Origin of the sequence: Streptomyces sp. NPDC012637 (assembly GCF_042954805.1) — a bacterium.
GTDB lineage: Bacteria > Actinomycetota > Actinomycetes > Streptomycetales > Streptomycetaceae > Streptomyces.
Genome location: NZ_JBIBDS010000001.1, coordinates 370,809 through 387,206, shown reverse-complemented (window position 1 = coordinate 387,206; position 16,398 = coordinate 370,809). Strand labels below are relative to the sequence as shown.

At 72.8% G+C, this 16,398-nt stretch carries 12 protein-coding genes and 1 pseudogene; 4 read left to right on the top strand and 9 right to left on the bottom strand.

Features of this window, described 5'->3' with window-relative positions; all coding sequences use genetic code 11:
• Positions 1–24 precede the first annotated feature (24 nt).
• Positions 25–597 (bottom strand): antibiotic biosynthesis monooxygenase, encoded by a 573-nt coding sequence (locus ACFY8W_RS01785; RefSeq protein ID WP_391098898.1) that lies wholly within the window; start codon positions 595–597, stop codon positions 25–27.
• Positions 598–811: 214 nt separating this feature from the next.
• Here ACFY8W_RS01785 and ACFY8W_RS01780 point away from each other — a divergent pair, with 214 nt between their 5' ends.
• Positions 812–1,915 carry a SpoIIE family protein phosphatase gene (locus tag ACFY8W_RS01780; RefSeq protein WP_391098895.1) on the top strand — a complete coding sequence of 368 codons (1,104 nt, stop codon included), beginning with the start codon at positions 812–814 and terminating at the stop codon, positions 1,913–1,915.
• Between the two features lie 333 nt (positions 1,916–2,248).
• On the opposite strand, the gene ACFY8W_RS01775 is transcribed toward ACFY8W_RS01780, so the two are convergent.
• The 5 genes from ACFY8W_RS01775 to ACFY8W_RS01755 form a co-directional block, all read right to left on the bottom strand.
• Positions 2,249–4,090 (bottom strand): hypothetical protein, encoded by a 1,842-nt coding sequence (locus tag ACFY8W_RS01775; protein WP_391098892.1) that lies wholly within the window; start codon positions 4,088–4,090, stop codon positions 2,249–2,251.
• 16 nt (positions 4,091–4,106) lie between these two features.
• Positions 4,107–5,654 carry a patatin-like phospholipase family protein gene (locus tag ACFY8W_RS01770; RefSeq protein WP_391098890.1) on the bottom strand — a complete coding sequence of 516 codons (1,548 nt, stop codon included), beginning with the start codon at positions 5,652–5,654 and terminating at the stop codon, positions 4,107–4,109.
• The gene (locus ACFY8W_RS01765; RefSeq protein ID WP_391098887.1) at positions 5,651–7,339 is read right to left on the bottom strand and encodes a GMC oxidoreductase; all 1,689 of its coding nucleotides are present in this window, start codon (positions 7,337–7,339) and stop codon (positions 5,651–5,653) included. Before ACFY8W_RS01765 ends, ACFY8W_RS01770 begins: the two co-directional genes overlap by 4 nt.
• A gap of 732 nt (positions 7,340–8,071) precedes the next feature.
• Positions 8,072–10,123: an NAD-dependent DNA ligase LigA gene (ligA, locus tag ACFY8W_RS01760; protein ID WP_391098884.1), complete on the bottom strand. Its 2,052-nt coding sequence runs from the start codon at positions 10,121–10,123 to the stop codon at positions 8,072–8,074.
• A 348-nt stretch (positions 10,124–10,471) separates the two neighbouring features.
• A complete protein-coding gene (locus tag ACFY8W_RS01755; RefSeq protein WP_391098881.1) occupies positions 10,472–10,993 on the bottom strand; it encodes an SMI1/KNR4 family protein in 522 nt (173 codons plus the stop codon).
• A gap of 436 nt (positions 10,994–11,429) precedes the next feature.
• Here ACFY8W_RS01755 and ACFY8W_RS01750 point away from each other — a divergent pair, with 436 nt between their 5' ends.
• Positions 11,430–11,591 carry a hypothetical protein gene (locus ACFY8W_RS01750; RefSeq protein WP_391098878.1) on the top strand — a complete coding sequence of 54 codons (162 nt, stop codon included), beginning with the start codon at positions 11,430–11,432 and terminating at the stop codon, positions 11,589–11,591.
• Between the two features lie 152 nt (positions 11,592–11,743).
• Here the strand turns inward: ACFY8W_RS01750 and ACFY8W_RS01745 are convergent, their stop codons facing one another.
• The 3 genes from ACFY8W_RS01745 to ACFY8W_RS01735 all read right to left on the bottom strand — a co-directional run bounded on the left by ACFY8W_RS01745 (position 11,744) and on the right by ACFY8W_RS01735 (position 13,545).
• Positions 11,744–12,247, bottom strand: a complete 504-nt coding sequence (locus tag ACFY8W_RS01745; RefSeq protein WP_391098876.1) for a hypothetical protein — start codon at positions 12,245–12,247, stop codon at positions 11,744–11,746.
• A gap of 185 nt (positions 12,248–12,432) precedes the next feature.
• Complete coding sequence (locus ACFY8W_RS01740; protein ID WP_391098873.1) at positions 12,433–12,993, bottom strand: hemerythrin domain-containing protein; 561 nt, start codon at positions 12,991–12,993, stop codon at positions 12,433–12,435.
• A 201-nt stretch (positions 12,994–13,194) separates the two neighbouring features.
• Positions 13,195–13,545, bottom strand: coding sequence for an anti-sigma factor antagonist (locus ACFY8W_RS01735; RefSeq protein ID WP_391098870.1), 351 nt, complete (start codon positions 13,543–13,545; stop codon positions 13,195–13,197).
• A gap of 301 nt (positions 13,546–13,846) precedes the next feature.
• Between ACFY8W_RS01735 and ACFY8W_RS01730 the strand changes: the two are divergent.
• Positions 13,847–15,320 (top strand): annotated as a pseudogene (locus ACFY8W_RS01730) (carbamoyltransferase); the annotation flags it as partial.
• Positions 15,317–16,390, top strand: coding sequence for a glycosyltransferase (locus tag ACFY8W_RS01725; protein WP_391098867.1), 1,074 nt, complete (start codon positions 15,317–15,319; stop codon positions 16,388–16,390). The pseudogene ACFY8W_RS01730 and the gene ACFY8W_RS01725, both read left to right, overlap by 4 nt.
• Positions 16,391–16,398: the final 8 nt, after the last annotated feature.

The following is a 16,398-nucleotide window of genomic DNA, read 5'->3' as shown; positions in this document are numbered from 1 at the left end:
GCCGTCCCGCACGCGACGGGGACGCTACGGCGTGAGCCAGCCGCGCAGGATCCTGCTGACCGCGGGCATCGCCATGTACGTCATGAGGACGTTGAAGACGCAGGCGATGACCGCGCTGCTGAGGAGGAGCGGGAGCGCGGTCAGGTGGGGGACCAGGAAGAGGCTGCCCAGCACGGAGATCGGATAGATGGCCAGGGTCGCGCTGATCGCCATCTTCCAGCGGGGCGGCGCGGGCCGGGTGGAGCCCGGCTTGGCGAACCAGGTTTCCATGCCGGTCAGCCTCCGCCGGGCGATCTCGGTGTGGTGGTGTCCCTGGCAGTCGGCGAACCAGGCAGCCCGCTCGGGCGACTCCTGCCAGGTCCGGCACGCCTCCGCGTCGCGGAAGCGGTGGACGAGGAACCAGGGGGCGTCGCCGCCGGAGGACCGGAAGAGGCCGTATCCCAGGTGGCCGGGGAAGGCCGCCGCGCTCTCCAGGATGCCCTTCGCCCACAGCTCGAAGTCGGCCTCGTACCCGGGGTCGACCCGACGGGCTATCAGAAGGGTCACCTCGCCGGTGTCGGCGGGGACGGCAGAGTGCTCAAGACTGACCGCGGTCACACGTACTCCTCATGATCACACCGCGCCCGACGACACTCTACGTGTCCTTGCCGGAGGTGCCCGACGATCCGCGTGAGGTTCCGGAACCGGAAGAGCGGCCACAGGACATCCGCCGGGCGAAAGCCCAGGTCAGGTGCCCTTCTCTGAGCCTCGGGAAGACGCCGGGCCGCTGCGGTGGAGTGCGCGGCGCCCTCAGGCATAGGAGCCTGAGGGTGTGGTGAGGCCAAGGAAGGCGGCGACCGGCGCCGACCAGCGAAGCTGGCTGCGCGGGGCCCCGCCGCCGCGCTGGGTGCGGACCCTGCCCGTGCTGCTGCTCGTCGGGGTCGGAGCGGTCTCCCTCACCGGGTCCGTTCCGCCGGACATCGGCTTCCTGCTCGGCGCGGTGCCTCCGCTGGCTGTCCTGGCCCACGGACCATGGGCCACGGCCTTCCTCGGTGCCGGCACGATCGGCCTGCTGACCGTTCCCGTCTTCCACCTGAACCAGCCCGGCAACACCGACCTCTTCACCCTCGCCTTCGTCGCGACCCTGAGCGTCTTCGTCTCCTTCGTCCGCGGGCGACGGGACGAGCAGCTCGACCTGGAACGCACCGTCGCCGAGACGGCCCAGCGGGCCATCGTCCCGGACGTACGGCGGCGGGTCGGGCCCGTGCGCTGCGCGAGCCTGTACCGCGCCGCCGAGCGCGGCACGCTGGTGGGAGGCGACTTCTTCGACGTCCGGCCCGGCCCCCACGGGGTGCGGGCGGTCCTCGGCGACGTACAGGGGCACGGTCTGTCGGCCGTCGCGACCGTCGCCTCCGTCATGGGGGCGTTCCGCGAGGCCGTGCTGGACGACGTGGACGCCGGGTCGATCGCGGCGCGGCTGGACCGCAGGCTGGTGGTCGACGCGGAGCGGACGGAGCACGCGGAGCTCTTCGCCACGGCCGTCCTCCTGGACTTCGCGCCGTACGGGCGGGAGGTCCGCGTCCTGGCCTGCGGCCATCCGCCGCCGGTCCTGCTGCGCGGCGGAACCGTGAGCACCCTGGAACTCGACCCCGGCCCGCCCCTGGGTCTTGGCCTCGCCGACGTCATGCCCGGAACCGTCGCCACCGTGCCGCTGCTGCCCGGGGACCGGCTGCTCCTGGCGTCGGACGGTGTCCTGGAGGCACGCGACGCCTCCGGCGCCTTCTACCCCTTCACGGAGCGCCTGGCCGGGATGACCGGTGCCGGCCTGGACGAGCTGCCCGACGAGATCTGGGCCGACCTGAGCCGCTTCGCCCCCAGGATCCAGGACGACGTCACCCTCCTGATCCTCGCCTCGGACACCCCCGGGCCGGGCTGACCGGCCGGACCCCCGGCGGCCCCGAGGTGCGCGAGCCGGCCTGTAGGGCGCACCGAGGGCTGCCCCTGGGGTGATTCCGGTGGCGCGCGTCCCGCGACCACGGGTGTCTGGACGAAGGAAGCGCAGGCAGGAAGCGGGAGACCATGGAGCGGATGCACAAACGCCTCGCGACGCCGTGGGCCGCCGGGGTGTCCGGGCTGGTGTTCGCGATCCTGACGGCCACGGCGGTCGTCCTGGTACGCGTCGCCATGCCGAACGGCGTCGACGGGGCGGAAGCGACCGTGGGCGCGGGGCAGACGGCAGCCGCCGGCGTGCCGGGGCGCCTCCTCGCGGTCAGCCCTGGCCGTGCCGCGCGATCACGACGGGCTCCTCGATGAGCCGCACGGTCGGCGCAGGCTCGGGCACGGGACGCTTCCACACGCCGCCCTCCCCGTCCGCGACGTCGTCGAACTCCCAGTTCCGGCAGGTCGAGTCGAGCGCCAGCGGGTAGAGGGTGAGCGTGCCGTCCCGTGCGAGGTGCATCCGGAGGAAGCCCTTGTGGTCGTCGATGGACTGCCCGGACATCTGCCATTCGGCGACCAGGCCCCGGTTCGTCCACAGCACCCACAGGGCGAAGAGCTGGGAGCCCAGGGACGCGCCCAGCACGGCGGCGACGACCAGCAGGATCGCCAGGAACGCGAAGCCGTTCCAGGAGGACGGCACCGACCGGGCGACGGCGACGGTGACGGCCAGGGCCGCGGCGGCGACCGCCGCCTGGAACAGCACGGCCACGACCGGACCGGACGGCGCCCTGGGCCGCCGTTCGCGCAGCAGCCCCCGCCACCAGCCGATGACGAAGGGCAGGACGAAGAGGGCGGCACTCGTGCAGAGCAGGCCGAGCTGGTCGTCGGCGCCGGCGTTCCGCAGGGCCCCGACGGGGTTGTGCCGGCCTTCGGCCAGCGCGAACGCGCCGCTCGCGATCAGGACGAGGACCATCTGCACGGCCCCGGCCAGGACGGCGAATCCGGGGTTGCGCCGCGGCAGCCAATGGCGCGACCAGGGCTCGGCGATCGCGCGGGTGAGCGAGCGGGACGCCGCCGCGTCCGGGTACGTGTGCCGGGCGAGGGCGAACACCGTCGGCGGGCCGTCCTTCCGCCGCATGCGCGAGGTGGCCGGCGGCAGGGGCAGGGCCTTCGGGAGCCGGTGCGTGGACGACACGTACGCCCCGCCCAGGCCGCACGTCACCATCTGGCGCCGCCGGGGGTCCGGGGGGAGGGCGTCGTCGGCCCCGGACCCGTCGTCGGGCAGCCGCTCCGCGTAGCGGGCGTAGTGGTGCTTGTCGCCGGTCAGCCACAGGCGGATCGAGGCGCCCGTCTCCTCGCGCGTCCGGGTCTTCCGGTCGAAGCGGTGCCGCACGATGTTGCGGTCGAACCAGTGCAGGGAGTTGAAGGCGTCGGGCTTCTCGTCGCTCCGCACCCACGTGGGCTCGGCCGAGCAGACGATCACGCTGTCACCCGGACGCAGCCGCGGCGAGAGGTGGGTCTCGAAGTAGCGCCGCTGCGGATCGTCGAAGTAGGTGCCGAGCTGGCTGTCGAGGCCGACCAGCCACCAGCGCTGCGGCAGTTCCACGGCGAAGTAGCTCCGGGTCTGCCGGGTCTGCCAGCCGCCGATCACGCTCTCCTGGGTGAACATCCGCAGGAACGCGGTGAGCCCGTCGTACCAGTCGTGGTTGCCCGGCAGCGCGACCATGAGCGGCTCGTCCTCCGCCGACGGGAGCGCCGCGCGGTAGGGCCCTTTCATCCGGTCCTCGTACGCGGTCGCCGACGCCACCGGGTACGCCTGGTCCCCGCCGAGGACGAGCAGCGAGCCACGGGGGAGCGAGCCGGGGCCGTCGACGGCGAGTCGGTCCTGCCCCAGGGCGGATGCCACCGAGGCCGTCGCCTCGAACCCGTCCCCGATGTCCGCGACGAAGTCGATCCACATCTCCTCGGCGTCGGGATCCGCCAGCGGCGCGCGCAGGAGACCGGCTTCCAGCGCGCCCTGGATCTCCCGCTTGTCCGAGTAGTCGGCGAAGACGGCGGCCAGGCAGACCTTGACCGCCGTACGCGCCAGCTCCTTCGGGGCGAGCCAGCGCACCGGCTCCTGAGGGGTGAACCGGAGCACCTCCGCGTGTCTGCGCAGCTCATGGAAGTCCACGTCGGCTCCTCATCGGTCACAGCGGGGACCAGGGCAGGACGTTCTGCGCGTACACGTCCCACAGCTTGCCGAGGAAGAACCGGCCGAACCGTCCCAGGGTGGTCACCCTGCCGGGCAGCGTCGGCGCCTCGACCCGGAAGGTGGTGAGTTGCTTCAGGAAGTCGGTGGGGCGGATGTTCACGGTGCCCGCCGCCACCGGCTCGGCTCCGGACTCCTCGTCGGCGTCGACGTGGCCGCGGAGGACGTGAGTGTAGAGGACGGACGTGTCCTTCCAGATCCCCCGACGGGAGTCCTCGCTGACGTCCTTGTACCCGCTGAGCGTCAGCGGGTGGCCGGCCCGGTCGCTGAAGAACAGGCGGTAGCGCATCCGCAGGTGCTGCGGGTCGGAGTGCTCCACGAACAGCTGGAAGGTGCCGTGCTCGACCGGAAGGCGACCGCCCAGCTCCTGGCAGAGGATCTCCCCGCGCAGCTCCGCCTCGTGCTCCGGACCGGAGAGGAAGCGGTCCATTCCCCGGACGTCGACGGTCACGTGCAGGGCGATGTCCGCCGCGCTTCCTCCCGCCGACGAGGCCGCCGTCCGGGCGTCGTCCTCGCCGAAGACGACACGGCCGACCATGCGTTCGGTGAAGCGCAGGCGGGTCGGGTCGTCGGGACGGTCCGGGGGTTCATCAGCCTTCCAGGGGATCCCCTGGTCCGTGCACCAGCGGCGTGCATGCCGGACTCCGAGCTCCACGGCCTGGGCGAAACGGTCCCGGCTGAAGTTGACGAGGTAGTTCAGGGGCACCTCGCCGCTCAGCAGCCGGACCTCGATCGGGCGCCCGAACTCGCCCTCCTCCCCGTCGCGGATGGCGGCGTTGCTGGCCTCGATCCGGCGCAGCCAGTCCTGCAGCCTGCCGTTGGCCGTCGTCTCGATGACGTGGAAGTAGTTGGCCACGAAACCGTCGCGCCAGCGATGCCTCCGGCTGACCGTCCAGATGATCCACAGTTCGTCGCAGCCGCGCCGGATCGCCTCCTCGACGTTCGCGTCGGTCAGGTAGACCGGGTCGATGTACGTCTGCCCGTCGATGACGACCGGAGGAAACCACATCGGCAGCGCCACCCCGGCGCAGAACCGGTCCTCGTCCATGCGGTCGGCGGTCACCGGCTCCAGTTCGTTGGCGCTGAAGTTGTAGAGGCTGAAGGTGGCTTCACGGTCGGTCGCCCGGATCCGCTCCCAGTCCAGCCCCCAGGCCGGGAAGACGTGACGCCGGTAGCCGTCCAGCGTGAAGAGGGACCGGGCGTAGGGTCCCTTCGGCAGCTCGCGCCAGTTCGGGGTGACGCCCTTCAGCGGAGAGAGCGTGCGCCAGTTGTCCGCGATCTCGCGCCCGGTCATGCCCTGGCAGTACATCGCGAGGTTGAACACGCCTCCACTGGCGCCGTCGGCGTGGTCGAACGTCAACTCGGCCTCGTCGAGAAGGACCTGGAGGACGCCGGCCTGGTAGGCCACCTTCAGCCCGCCGCCGGCGAGGAGGAGGGATCTGCGCGGGGATCCGCTGCGGGGCGTGGTGCCCTGTCCGGTCGTCATGAGTGGCTCTCGGATTTCTTCCGGTGGTCCTCGATGATGCGGTCCGCCGACCGGTCGGCCAGCGCGGCGATGGTGAGCGAGGGGTTCGGGCCGACGGGGCCGGGCAGCACCGATGCGTCCGCGATCGATAGTCCCGGGTAGCCGAACACGCGGCCGAAGGAGTCCACCACGCCTTCCCGCGCGGTGCGCCCCATCGGAGCGCCGCCCACGGGATGCACGGTGATGAGGCGGTTGAGCAGCCACAGCGGATTCGCCGCGTAGCGTCCGCCGAGACTGCGGGACACGCGCTCCATGGTCGCGTTCATCTGGTCGAAGTACCGGTCGGACGCGGCCAGTTTCCAGTCGAGGTCCAGATGTCCGTCCCGGAGGAACAGCCGGCCGTTGGGGACGTCCCTCCCCATGCCGAGCAGCGGCAGGGACGTCGCGGTGAACAGGCCCTTGCCCATGGCGTCACCGAGCTGCCGTCCCACCCGGCTGCGTGCGGTCCCGGTCAGCTGCGACCAGCCTCGCCGGAGCAGGAATCTCGCGACCCGTTCGGACATCGTGAGGACGTTGTGCTCGACGAGCCAGTTGAGGAACTCCGGGTAGCCGGCGTCCTCGATGTAGAACCCGCGGTCCCCCTCGCCGCTTCCCTTGCGGTCCACGCGCATCGCACTCGTGATGACCGGTCCGAAACTGGGCTCCATGAGGCGCGGCACCGTTTCCCCGGGCCGGTCCTGACGTCTGTCCCGGGCCTTGAGCACCAGCCCGAGGAAGTCCCCGTTCCCGGAGAAGTGCGTACCCAGCGCCGGGCTGAGCGCGGGGAAGGCGCTGCGGTTCCGCAACAGCAGATAGGTCGTGCCGAGCGTGCCGGCGGAGAGGACCAGCCGTCCGGCACTGACGGTCCGCCGTACGGCAGGGGCCGACGGATCCTCGTCCCCGCCGGCGAGGTGCTCGATGTACGAGACCCGGAAGCCCTCCCGGACCGGTTCGAACGAGCGGACCTCGCAGAGGGTCCGGATGTCCGCCCCGAGCCGCTGCGCGGCGCTGAGGTAGGTGAAGTCCAGACTGTTCTTGCTGCCGAGGTTGCAGCCCAGGTCGCACTCGCCGACGAGCCTGCACGCGTAGCGCGGGCTGTGGTGCAGGTTGTCCTCGCCGCCCGCGAGCGGGGCGCCGGGCACCGGGGGGTCCCCGAAGGAGACGGCCAGCAGCGGAAGTTCCCACGGAAGACCCAGCCGCTCGGCCGCCTGGCGCATGGCGAGGGTCTTGGGCGTGCTCCGGTAGGGCTCCACGTCGAAGGGGTACTTCCGTGCGCCCAGCATGGTCTCGACGGACTGGTAGTGCGGATCGAGGTCCTCCCGGGTGACGGGCCAGTTCTCGTAGCCGCCGTCGAAGGACTCGTGCACGAACCAGCTCTCCGGCTTGCGGATCAGCACGTTCGCGTAGATCAGCGACCCTCCGCCCAGCCCACTGGACACGAGCGCGTCCATCCCGGAGAAGCTCCACATGTCGTACATCCCGTACAACCGGGAATCCGGGTCCCAGAAGTTCTTGGCCGTCTCGTGGGGGCTGCGGGGAAAGGACCCGGGCGGGAACGGCTTCCCCCTTTCGAGGACGCAGACGCTGAGGCCGGCGTCGGCCAGGCGATACGCCGTCACGGCCCCGCCGAAGCCCGACCCGACGACGACGGCATCGAAGACGTCCACGCTCGCCACCTCTGGAAGTCGGAGCCGGAACAGCTGCCTTGACTTCCCCCCGTCTGCGGCTGCCGCACGCACGACCTCTCTCCATGGTTCACCCGCGTGTGGTGAACCGCATGTCGAAGCCGGGCGGGGCCGGGTGCACGTCACGGGCCTGAGCGGTGAGCCGGGCGGCCCGCGAGGGCGGCCCGGCGGTACGCGTCGTGGTACCTGCGCAGCCGGGGCGTGCGTATGGGCGGGCAGCCCGACCAGCGTGTCCTCGAAGGCGTGGCGGTGGGGCGTCAGCGGACACCAGGGGCGCGGCGGCAGAGGATGGCCGTCGCGCAGGACGCCCTCCGGCAAGGACACCGGTCGCGGGCACCGGCGAGGTCTCGCCGGGGTGGGCGAGGTACGCCCACACCCCGCTGTCCAGCGGCACCACGGCCCCCTCGTCGCCGGGCGGGCGCCACGGCTCGCCCGTGAGGGGGTGGCGCGGGACGGGGAGGACGTCGGGACGGCGCTCGGGCGCACGGATTCCCGGGCCGGCCGGCCCCATGGTCTCCGACCTCGGCCTGGACGTCCCCGCCCTGCTCGCCGCGTCCGGACCGGCACCGCGCGCGCCGACCCTGGGCGTTTCCGCCGTCCGGGCACTCACCCGCGCCTGGCTCCGCTGAACGACTCCGCGCCACCCGGCGGGGAGCTCGGCGCGCAGGCGGGCGGCCGTACGTGGATCCGCGCCACCCGCGGAGCGGGCGTCGGTCAGGCCAGGTAGTCGGCGACCAGCACGGCGAACTCGTCCTCGGTGAGTACCCTCGTGCCGAGCTGTTCGGCCTTGGCGAGCTTCGACCCGGCGCCCTCGCCCGCGACCAGAATGGTCGTCTTCTTCGACACGCTGCCGGACGCGGTGCCGCCCGCACGCTCGATGAGCTCGTTCATCTCGTTGCGGTTGCGCCCGGCCAGCGGCCCGTGCATGCCGCCCGTGACGACGACCGCCTCGCCGGCCAGCGGCCCGCCTGCCGCGTCCGTGCCGGCGTCGCCGGCGGCGGGCTCGACCATGTTCACGCCCGCCTCGACCAGCTTGTCGATGACCGGGCCCAGGGCGGCGATGTGAGCCGCGATCTTCGGCGCGTTCGCGCCGGGGAGCTTCTTGACCTCCGCCAGCTCGTCCGGCGTGGCGGCCCGGACGGCGTCCATCGTGCCGAAGTGACGGGCGATCTCCCGCGACAGCGTCCGGCCGGTCCGCACCACACCCAACGCGCAGAACACCCTGTTCAGCGGCTGCTCCTTGGCCTTGGCGAGCTGGAGCACGAGCGAGTCGGCGCGCTTGTCGCTGCCGGTCGCCCCGGCGAGCTGCTCCCGGGTGAGGAAGAACAGGTCGGCGACGTCGTCGACCAGACCGGCCTCGACGAGAGCCTCCAGATACGTCACGCCCAGACCGTCGATGTCGAGCTGGTCGCGGCCCACGGCGTACTTCAAGGACGGCAGCTTGCCGCAGCCTCCGCTCGCTCCGCCCGCGCACTCCCAGCGCTCACCGGACTTGTCGATGTCGCCGCCGCATCCCGGGCACGTCTCCGGCAGCACGATCTCGGTTTCCTCACCCGTACGCAGCGCCACCACGGGCGCTTCGACGCGCGGGATGATGTCGCCCGCCTTGTAGAGCAGGACGGTGTCGCCCACCTTCAGACCGGTGTTCCGGATGAAGGCCGGGTTGTGCAGCGTCGCGTAGGTGACGGTGCTGCCGTCGACCTCCACCGGCTCCAGCACGGCCCGCGGGGCGATGTGCCCGGTGCGGCCCACGTTCCATTCGACCGCGAGGAGCCTGGTGCGCGCCTCCACGGGCGGCAGCTTGTAGGCGATGGCCCAGTGCGGGTGACGCGTGCCCGATCCGGCGGCCCGCTGCTCGGCGTGGTCGTCGGCCTTGATGACCACCCCGTCGATCCCGAACGGCAGTTCGGGCCGCAGCCGCTGTATCTCCTCGACGCGGGCCTGCGCCTCGGCCAGCGTGGCGTACACGCGCAACCCGATGTCGGTGGCGGCGGTGGTCTGCACGCCCAGGGCCGCGACCTGCTCCATGACGGCCTCGTGACCGGTGCCGGTGAGGAAGCCGGCGCCGTCCAGATCCACCGCCCCGTAGGCGAAGAAGGTGGTTTCGATGGTGTACGGCCGGTCCTTGGCGCGCAGCGTTCCGGCCGTACCGTTGCGCGGGTTGGAGAAGACCTTCGCGTTGTGCGCGGCACGGATCTCGTTCGCCTTCTCGAACTGGTCCCGGGTCAGCAGGACCTCACCGCGGATCTCCACGGTCGCCCCGCCGGGCACCTCGGCCGGCAGGCCGACGATCGAGCCGATCGCGTGGCTGAGGTCCTCACCGTGCGTGCCGTTCCCCCGACCGACGAGCTGCACCAGACGCCCGTCGCGGTAGCGCGCCGCCATCGCGGCACCGTCCAGCTTCGGCTCCACCGCGTAACCGCCCTCGACGGGGTGGTCGATCCTGCGGGCCAGGGACGCGTCCCACTTCACCAGACCCTCGTCGGCGAAGACGTTGTCGAGGGAGAGCATGGCGACGGTGTGCGCCACGTCCCCCACCGGGGCGACGCCGCCGCCGACCTTCCCGGTGGGGGAGTCGGCCCGCACGTGGCCGGGGTGAGCCTGCTCGTAGGCGGCGATGCCGCGGGCGAGGGCGTCGTAGGACGCGTCGTCGAGCGTGGTGCTCCCGTCACCGTAGTACGCCGCGCTCGCGGCGAGGGCCTGCTCGACCGCACGGTCGTAGGCGGGACGGTCGGTCAGCGAAAGGGCAGGTGCGGAAGTCGTCATGTCCGTGATCCTTGCGCAGGGGTCTGACAGTGAGGATGTTCCCGGCGTCGTTCGGGGGCCGACTTCGGGTCCGACCGACGTTCCGGCTGTCCGTCTGTCGAATCGTCGGCCGCCGGGGCGACGCGTGGTCCGCAAGAGCGTGGTCGAGGCCCGCACGCAAACCGTCAACCAGATCCGCTCTCCGAGGGTCACCGCACCCTCCGCCCTGCGGGACAGGCTTCGGGGGCTGCCCACCGGCGTGCTGATCGACGTCCTCGCCCGGACCCGGCCGGTGATCTCTCGGAGACCCGGCCTGCGCGGTCACGACGGCACTTCGCCGCCCGCCCGGCGCTACCAGGCCCTTCAGCCCTACCGGCTGCCGTCCGCCTCGTCGTCATCGAGCGACGCGGCCGCAGTCAGCCGCTCGACGAACTCCGTGAAGTCCGTCGCCAGCGGGAGCTCCGTGCCGGTTTCCACGTCGAACCACGTCACGGACGGCTCCCCGCGCTTCCCGCATGCCCGGTAGTCGAGAGCGATCCAGCAGTGGCCGTCACCGGACAGCAGAACGACAGATGAAGGGAGGCCCCACTCCTCGACCAGGTAGGCCGTGTCCAGCAACGACAACTGGTCGTCGTGACGACCGATGCCCATCATCTCGTCAAACGGCACATGACTCTCGCTCCACGACGTCGGCACATCGGTCGGGAACGCGTTCCACGCATCCGCCACCACACCGCCGTTCTGGATCCGAAGGATCTGCAGCAACGAAGCCGGCAGGCGGACACCGAGCTGACGCTCGGCTTCCTCAACGACTGCGTCGGTCAAGGGTGGCTGAACCCCATCCAGTCCCTCGCCCCAGAACGTCGCCTTGACCTCATCAAACTCCGCCACGAACGCATCCTACGGACCTCCCCCACGGGCTTGACGATCGATAGCCGCTTCGACGCGACTCGCCACGGGTTCCGGTGACCCCGGTTCAGGGGTCGATCGACGTGCGCGTCCGCACCGGGAGCATGGCGCAGGCCGCGCGGCAGCCCTGACGAGGCTCCTGGAACGATTTGCCGAGCGACCGAAGGCGACCGCACCCGATCATCGGACAGCAGGCCTACGGCCGACCGGCCGGCTGAACGCAGCCACACACGAGCGGGCCCGCCCGGTCCCGCCGGCCGCATGGTCGGCCCACGATCGTCCACGGTGTGGACACCCATGTGGCGGATCTTGTCGCATCGTCCGTGAAACCCCAGGTCAGAGCCGTTCGCCCAAGGTGTCAGGTGGCGCAGTACCGCGGCAACACCACCGGCGGTGCCGCCCGGGTACGTTCCGTGCCATGCCAGCCGAACCCACCCCCGCAGCCCGCCCGGTCGCCGCCGCGCGCCGCGACGCACCGGCGAACCGGATCGCCGCCGCGCGCCGCGACGCACCGGCGAACCGGATCGACGCCGCGCTCGCGGAAGCCCTCGGCAAGCCCGTTCCGCCGCCCGCCGCGTGAGGACCGTCCCGTACGACGCCGTGGACGGACCCGGTCGAGGCCGGTCGTGCCGGCCCGTCCGAGCCGCCTCGCTCCCGGCTACCGCCGCGGGGCCCGGCCTCTGCGCGGCGGCAGTGGACCCGCCGGGGTGTCTGCGGTGGGGGAGGGACGCCCTACTGCACGGAGGCCCCCTCGCTGTCGAGCAGGTCCAGCAGCGGTTCCCGGTGAAGGGCGGCGACGGGTTCGAGCAGGTCGGGGTGGCGCAGCAGAGGCGCGGCGTCCTGTTCCTGGGCGCCGGGGCGGGTGAGGCGGGTGAGCTCGCCGGCCCGGCCGCGGTCGACGAGGTGATGGGCGTCGACGGCGAGGGCGGGGGAGGCGAGGAGGCAGGCCGCCCAGCTGACCACGGTCTCGTCCACCCAGGTGCGCCAGCCGGCATCGGCGTCGCCTTCGTGACCGGCGCCGGCCAGCCAGTCCAGTCGGTCGCTTCCGCCCGGACCGAGCAGGTGCAGAAGCTGTGCGTCGAGCGCGGTCGGGTACCGCAGGGCGGCGGCAAGGGCGACGGCCTGCCGGGCCTGGGCCTCGGCCAGGGCCCGGCTGAACGCGCCCGGGGCGGGTGGGAAGGCGGTCAGCAGCCAGCGGGTGCCGGCGGCTATGACGGGTGTGAGATCGGCGGACACGGCGGCTTCCTGGAGGCGTGCTCGCCCCGGTCCGTGCCGGGGCCGCGAGCTGCGGCGCGAAGCTGCGCCGCTCCGCTCGTGGCCGGCCAGCGTAGCCGGAAGGGGCGGACGTGCGGCATGACGCACGTCACCCTCTTCCGGGCGGCGGGCCCGGCAGCATGCCTGCGGGCCCGCCGCCGGACGGGTCAGGATCCGCCGCGGCCGGTCACGAAGTCGCGCGCCCGGTCCACGAGGCCCGCGCCCGGTGCGAGGAGCTTGCTGGCCGTGGGGCTGCTCGGGGCGGCCGGGTGGGGCCGGGTGGGCGCCATCGCCTTGGCTCGGCGGATCTTGTCACCGAGATCGTCCAGCTGCTGCGCGGTGCAGGCCCGCTGGAGCATCGGGAAGAGGTTGCTCTCCTCGTCCTGGACGTGGGCGCTGACCTCGTCCACGAGCTGCTGCGTGAGCGGACGCATCTGCGCGTCGTCGGTGCCCGTCTTCTCCAGCTGTTTGAGGATGCGCTCGACGCGGGCGTGGTCCTCGAGCTCCTTGTCGGCCATCCGGTCGCCGCCCGCGACGTACTCGCGTACCGCAGGGTAGAGGTACTGCTCCTCGGCGACGGAGTGCCGCACCAGCTCGATCGTGATCTCGTCGACGAGATCACGGAGCTCCTGACCGGTGCCCGTCATGCCCTGGAGACGGCTGAACATTTCCTCCACCTCCCGGTGGTCGGCCATCAGCTCGTCGATCACGTTTCCGCCGTGTCCCATGTCGCCTCCGTGCGTGCTCGGGGTGGGGCCGCTCCGGCCCGATCCGATCGGTTCCCCACCGGACCACGGGGCGCCCGGGTGGACAGGGCGTGTCACCCGCACGGACGCGCGGCCGGCTCGGGCCGCCGCGCGGTTCCCCCGGCGCGTAACCGCGCCATTGCCTGCCTGTCTGCCTGCCTGTCGGCCTGGCGGCCGGCCGGGTCAACCCGCCACGGCGGGCCCGACCGGGAAGAGCGGGGCCGTGCCCGTCAGGTCGAGCAGTCGCAGCATCTGGTGGTTGGGAGCGGCAAGGCTGAGGGTGTGACCGGTGCGCAGACCGGCCTCCCGCGCCCGGATCAGGACGTTGAGTCCGGAGGAGTCACAGAAGGAGGAGTTGCTCAGGTCGACGATGATCGCCGTGGAGGGCTCGGCGCTGGCGAGCGCCGCGGCGAGCAGGCCTTCGAGTTTGTCCGCGTGCTGGATGTCGAGCTCACCGGACACGTGGACGACGACCGGATCCTGCCCGGCGTCATCGGTCCGGCGACCGGCATGTGCACCGAATTCGGCAGTCATGTCAGACCTCCTCGCCCCCGGTCGAGGCTTCGGCCGCGGCCCCCGCGTCCGGTTCGGGCCTCGACCCACGGCTTCTGCCCGCGCCGTCGCCATCCATACCCGGCAGCCGCACGGCTCGCGGGGCGGGCGGGATGTGCGGGCTCGTGCGCGCGCACCTGACGCGTGACCTCCGCCCGCCCGGGCACCGTACGAGCCGGCGCGTCGCGGTGGCTCGGTTACCCAGGGCTTCCACCCGAATGCCCGCTGCACGGGCGGCACGCCGGGCACTCGGGCAGGGTGAGGTGACCCTGCGGGCTGTTCGAGGCAGGGGGACGACGCCGCCGTCGCCTACTCCTACGATCCGGCCCTCGCCCTCCCCGCCGACGCCATGGGCCTGCACGACCCATGGGACCACCTGCGGCAGACGTACGCCCGTGAGGCGCCCGGCTTCCTGGCCGCGGCGCTTCCCGGCCTCGACCCCGCCCTCGTCCGTTTCGTTCCCCACCACATGGCCCACGCCGCTTCGAGCGCCTTCGCCGCCGCCGGCGCGGACGACAGCGCCGTACTGGTCCTCGACGGCCGGGGCGAGCGCGGCTCCCACCTGGCGGCGCGGCGGACCGGCAGCCGGCTGGAGCCGCTGTACGCGCAGGACCTCCCGCACTCCCTGGGCCTGGTGTACGAGGAACTCACCGCCCACCTCGGCTTCCTGAGGTCATCCGACGAGTTCAAGGTGATGGCCCTGGCCTCCCACGGCACCCCGCGCATGCTGGCCGAACTCAGGCGGTACGTGTACCCGACCGGCGAGGGCGGCTTCCACGCGACCGGTGTGCCCTGGCACGAGTTGTGCCCCCCCGCGCGGCGCCGACGAGCCGTGGACCGCCGCCCACGCCGACGTCGCGGCGAGCGCACAGGCCGTACTGGAGGAGACGCTCCTCGACCTCGTGCGCTGGCTGCACGGCCGGACCCGCCACGACGTCCTCACCCTGGCCGGCGGCGTCGCCCTCAACTGCGTCGCCAACTCCCGCATCGCCCGCGAGGGCCCCTTCTCCCGCGTCTGGGTGCAACCCGCGGCCGGTGACGCCGGAACGGCCCTCGGCGCGGCGCTGCTCCTCGCCGCCGGAGCGGGGGACGATCCGGAGCCGATGGCCGGCGCCGACCTGGGGCGCGACTGGTCCGACGCGGAGATCGGCGCCTGGCTGAAGACGGCCGGCGTCCCCTTCGAACGGCCGCCGGACATCGCGGTCGCCGTCGCCGAGGCGCTCACCGACAACGCCATCGTCGCCTGGTTCCAGGGACGTTCCGAGTACGGGCCGCGCGCCCTGGGCCACCGCTCCCTGCTGGCGCACCCCGGCCACGCGGGAAACCTGGAACGGCTCAACGACGTCAAGGGCCGCGAGCAGTTCAGGCCCGTGGCCCCGATGGTGCTCGCGGACCGGGCGCCCGAGATCTTCGACGGACCGATGCCCAGCCCGTACATGCTCTTCGTCCACGACGTGGCCCCCGACTGGCGCGAGCGGATCCCGGCGGTCGTGCACGTCGACGGCACGGCCCGCATCCAGACCGTCGACGCGGAGCGGGAACCGCTGGTCGCTCGCATGCTCACCGAGTTCGAACGGCGCACGGGCCTGCCCGTGGTCGTCAACACCAGCCTGAACACCGCCGGCCGGCCCATGGTGGACGACCCCCGGGACGCGCTGGAGTGCTTCGGCTCGTCCCCCGTGGACCTGCTCGCCATCGGGCCGTACGCCGTCCGGCGGAGCCCGCTGTTCGGCAACGGAGAGGACGTGACGCGATGACGCACGAGCCGGAGACCGAGAGGTACGCCGTGGTGGTCCCCACCCTCGGCAGACCCAGCCTGGGCGTCTGCCTCGAAGCCCTCGCCGCCGCCACGGCGCAGGGCAGCGGCCCGACGGCGGTCGTCCTGGTCCACGACCGCCCGGAAACCGCCCCGGAACCCGCCGCCCTGGGCGTCCCGCGTGCCCTGCTCCCGGTGACCACGGTCGTGGCCGGCGGCTGTCGGGGGCCCGCGGCCGCCCGCAACCTCGGGGCCCGGGTGGCCGGGCGGGTGCCGTGGATCGTCTTCCTGGACGACGACGTGGTGCCCGGTCCCACCTGGGGCCGCGACCTGGCGCGGGACCTGGCCACGGCGGCCCCCGACGCGGCGGCCGTCACCGCTCGCATCGACGTGCCGCTGCCCTCGGAGCGCCGGCCCACGGACTGGGAGCGCACCACCGCCGGCCTGTCGACCGCCCGCTGGATCACCGCCGACATGGCTTTCCGGCGCGAGGCCCTGGAGGCGGCCGACGGGTTCGACGAACGCTTCCCGCGGGCCTTCCGGGAAGACGCCGATTTGGCCCTGAGACTCCTCGACGGCGGCTGGACCCTGGCCACCGGCAGCCGGCGCACCACTCACCCGGTACGGCCCGCCGACCGCTGGGTGTCCGTCCGCGTGCAGGCGGGCAACGCCGACGACGTGCTGATGAACCGCTTGCACGGCTCCGACTGGTGGGGACGGGCCGCCGCCCCGCGCGGCCGCCTGCGCCGGCACGTGGCCGTCACCGCCGCGGCCGTCGCCGCCGTCGGTTGCGCCCTGTCCGGCAGGTCCCGAGCCGCCGCCGTGTGCGCGGCCGGCTGGCTGGCCGGCACCGCGGAGTTCGCCGTGGCGCGGATCGCGCCCGGGCCGAGGACCCGTACGGAGACCACCACCATGGTGGTGACCAGCGCGCTCATCCCACCCGTCGCCACCTGGCACTGGCTCAGGGGCCAGGCGGCCCACCGGACCGCCCGCCCGCTCGGGCCGGCGCGCCCGCCGCGAGGAGACGCGGCGGACCCGTGGCAGACGCCGCACGAACGGGTGCAGACATGAGGTCCCCG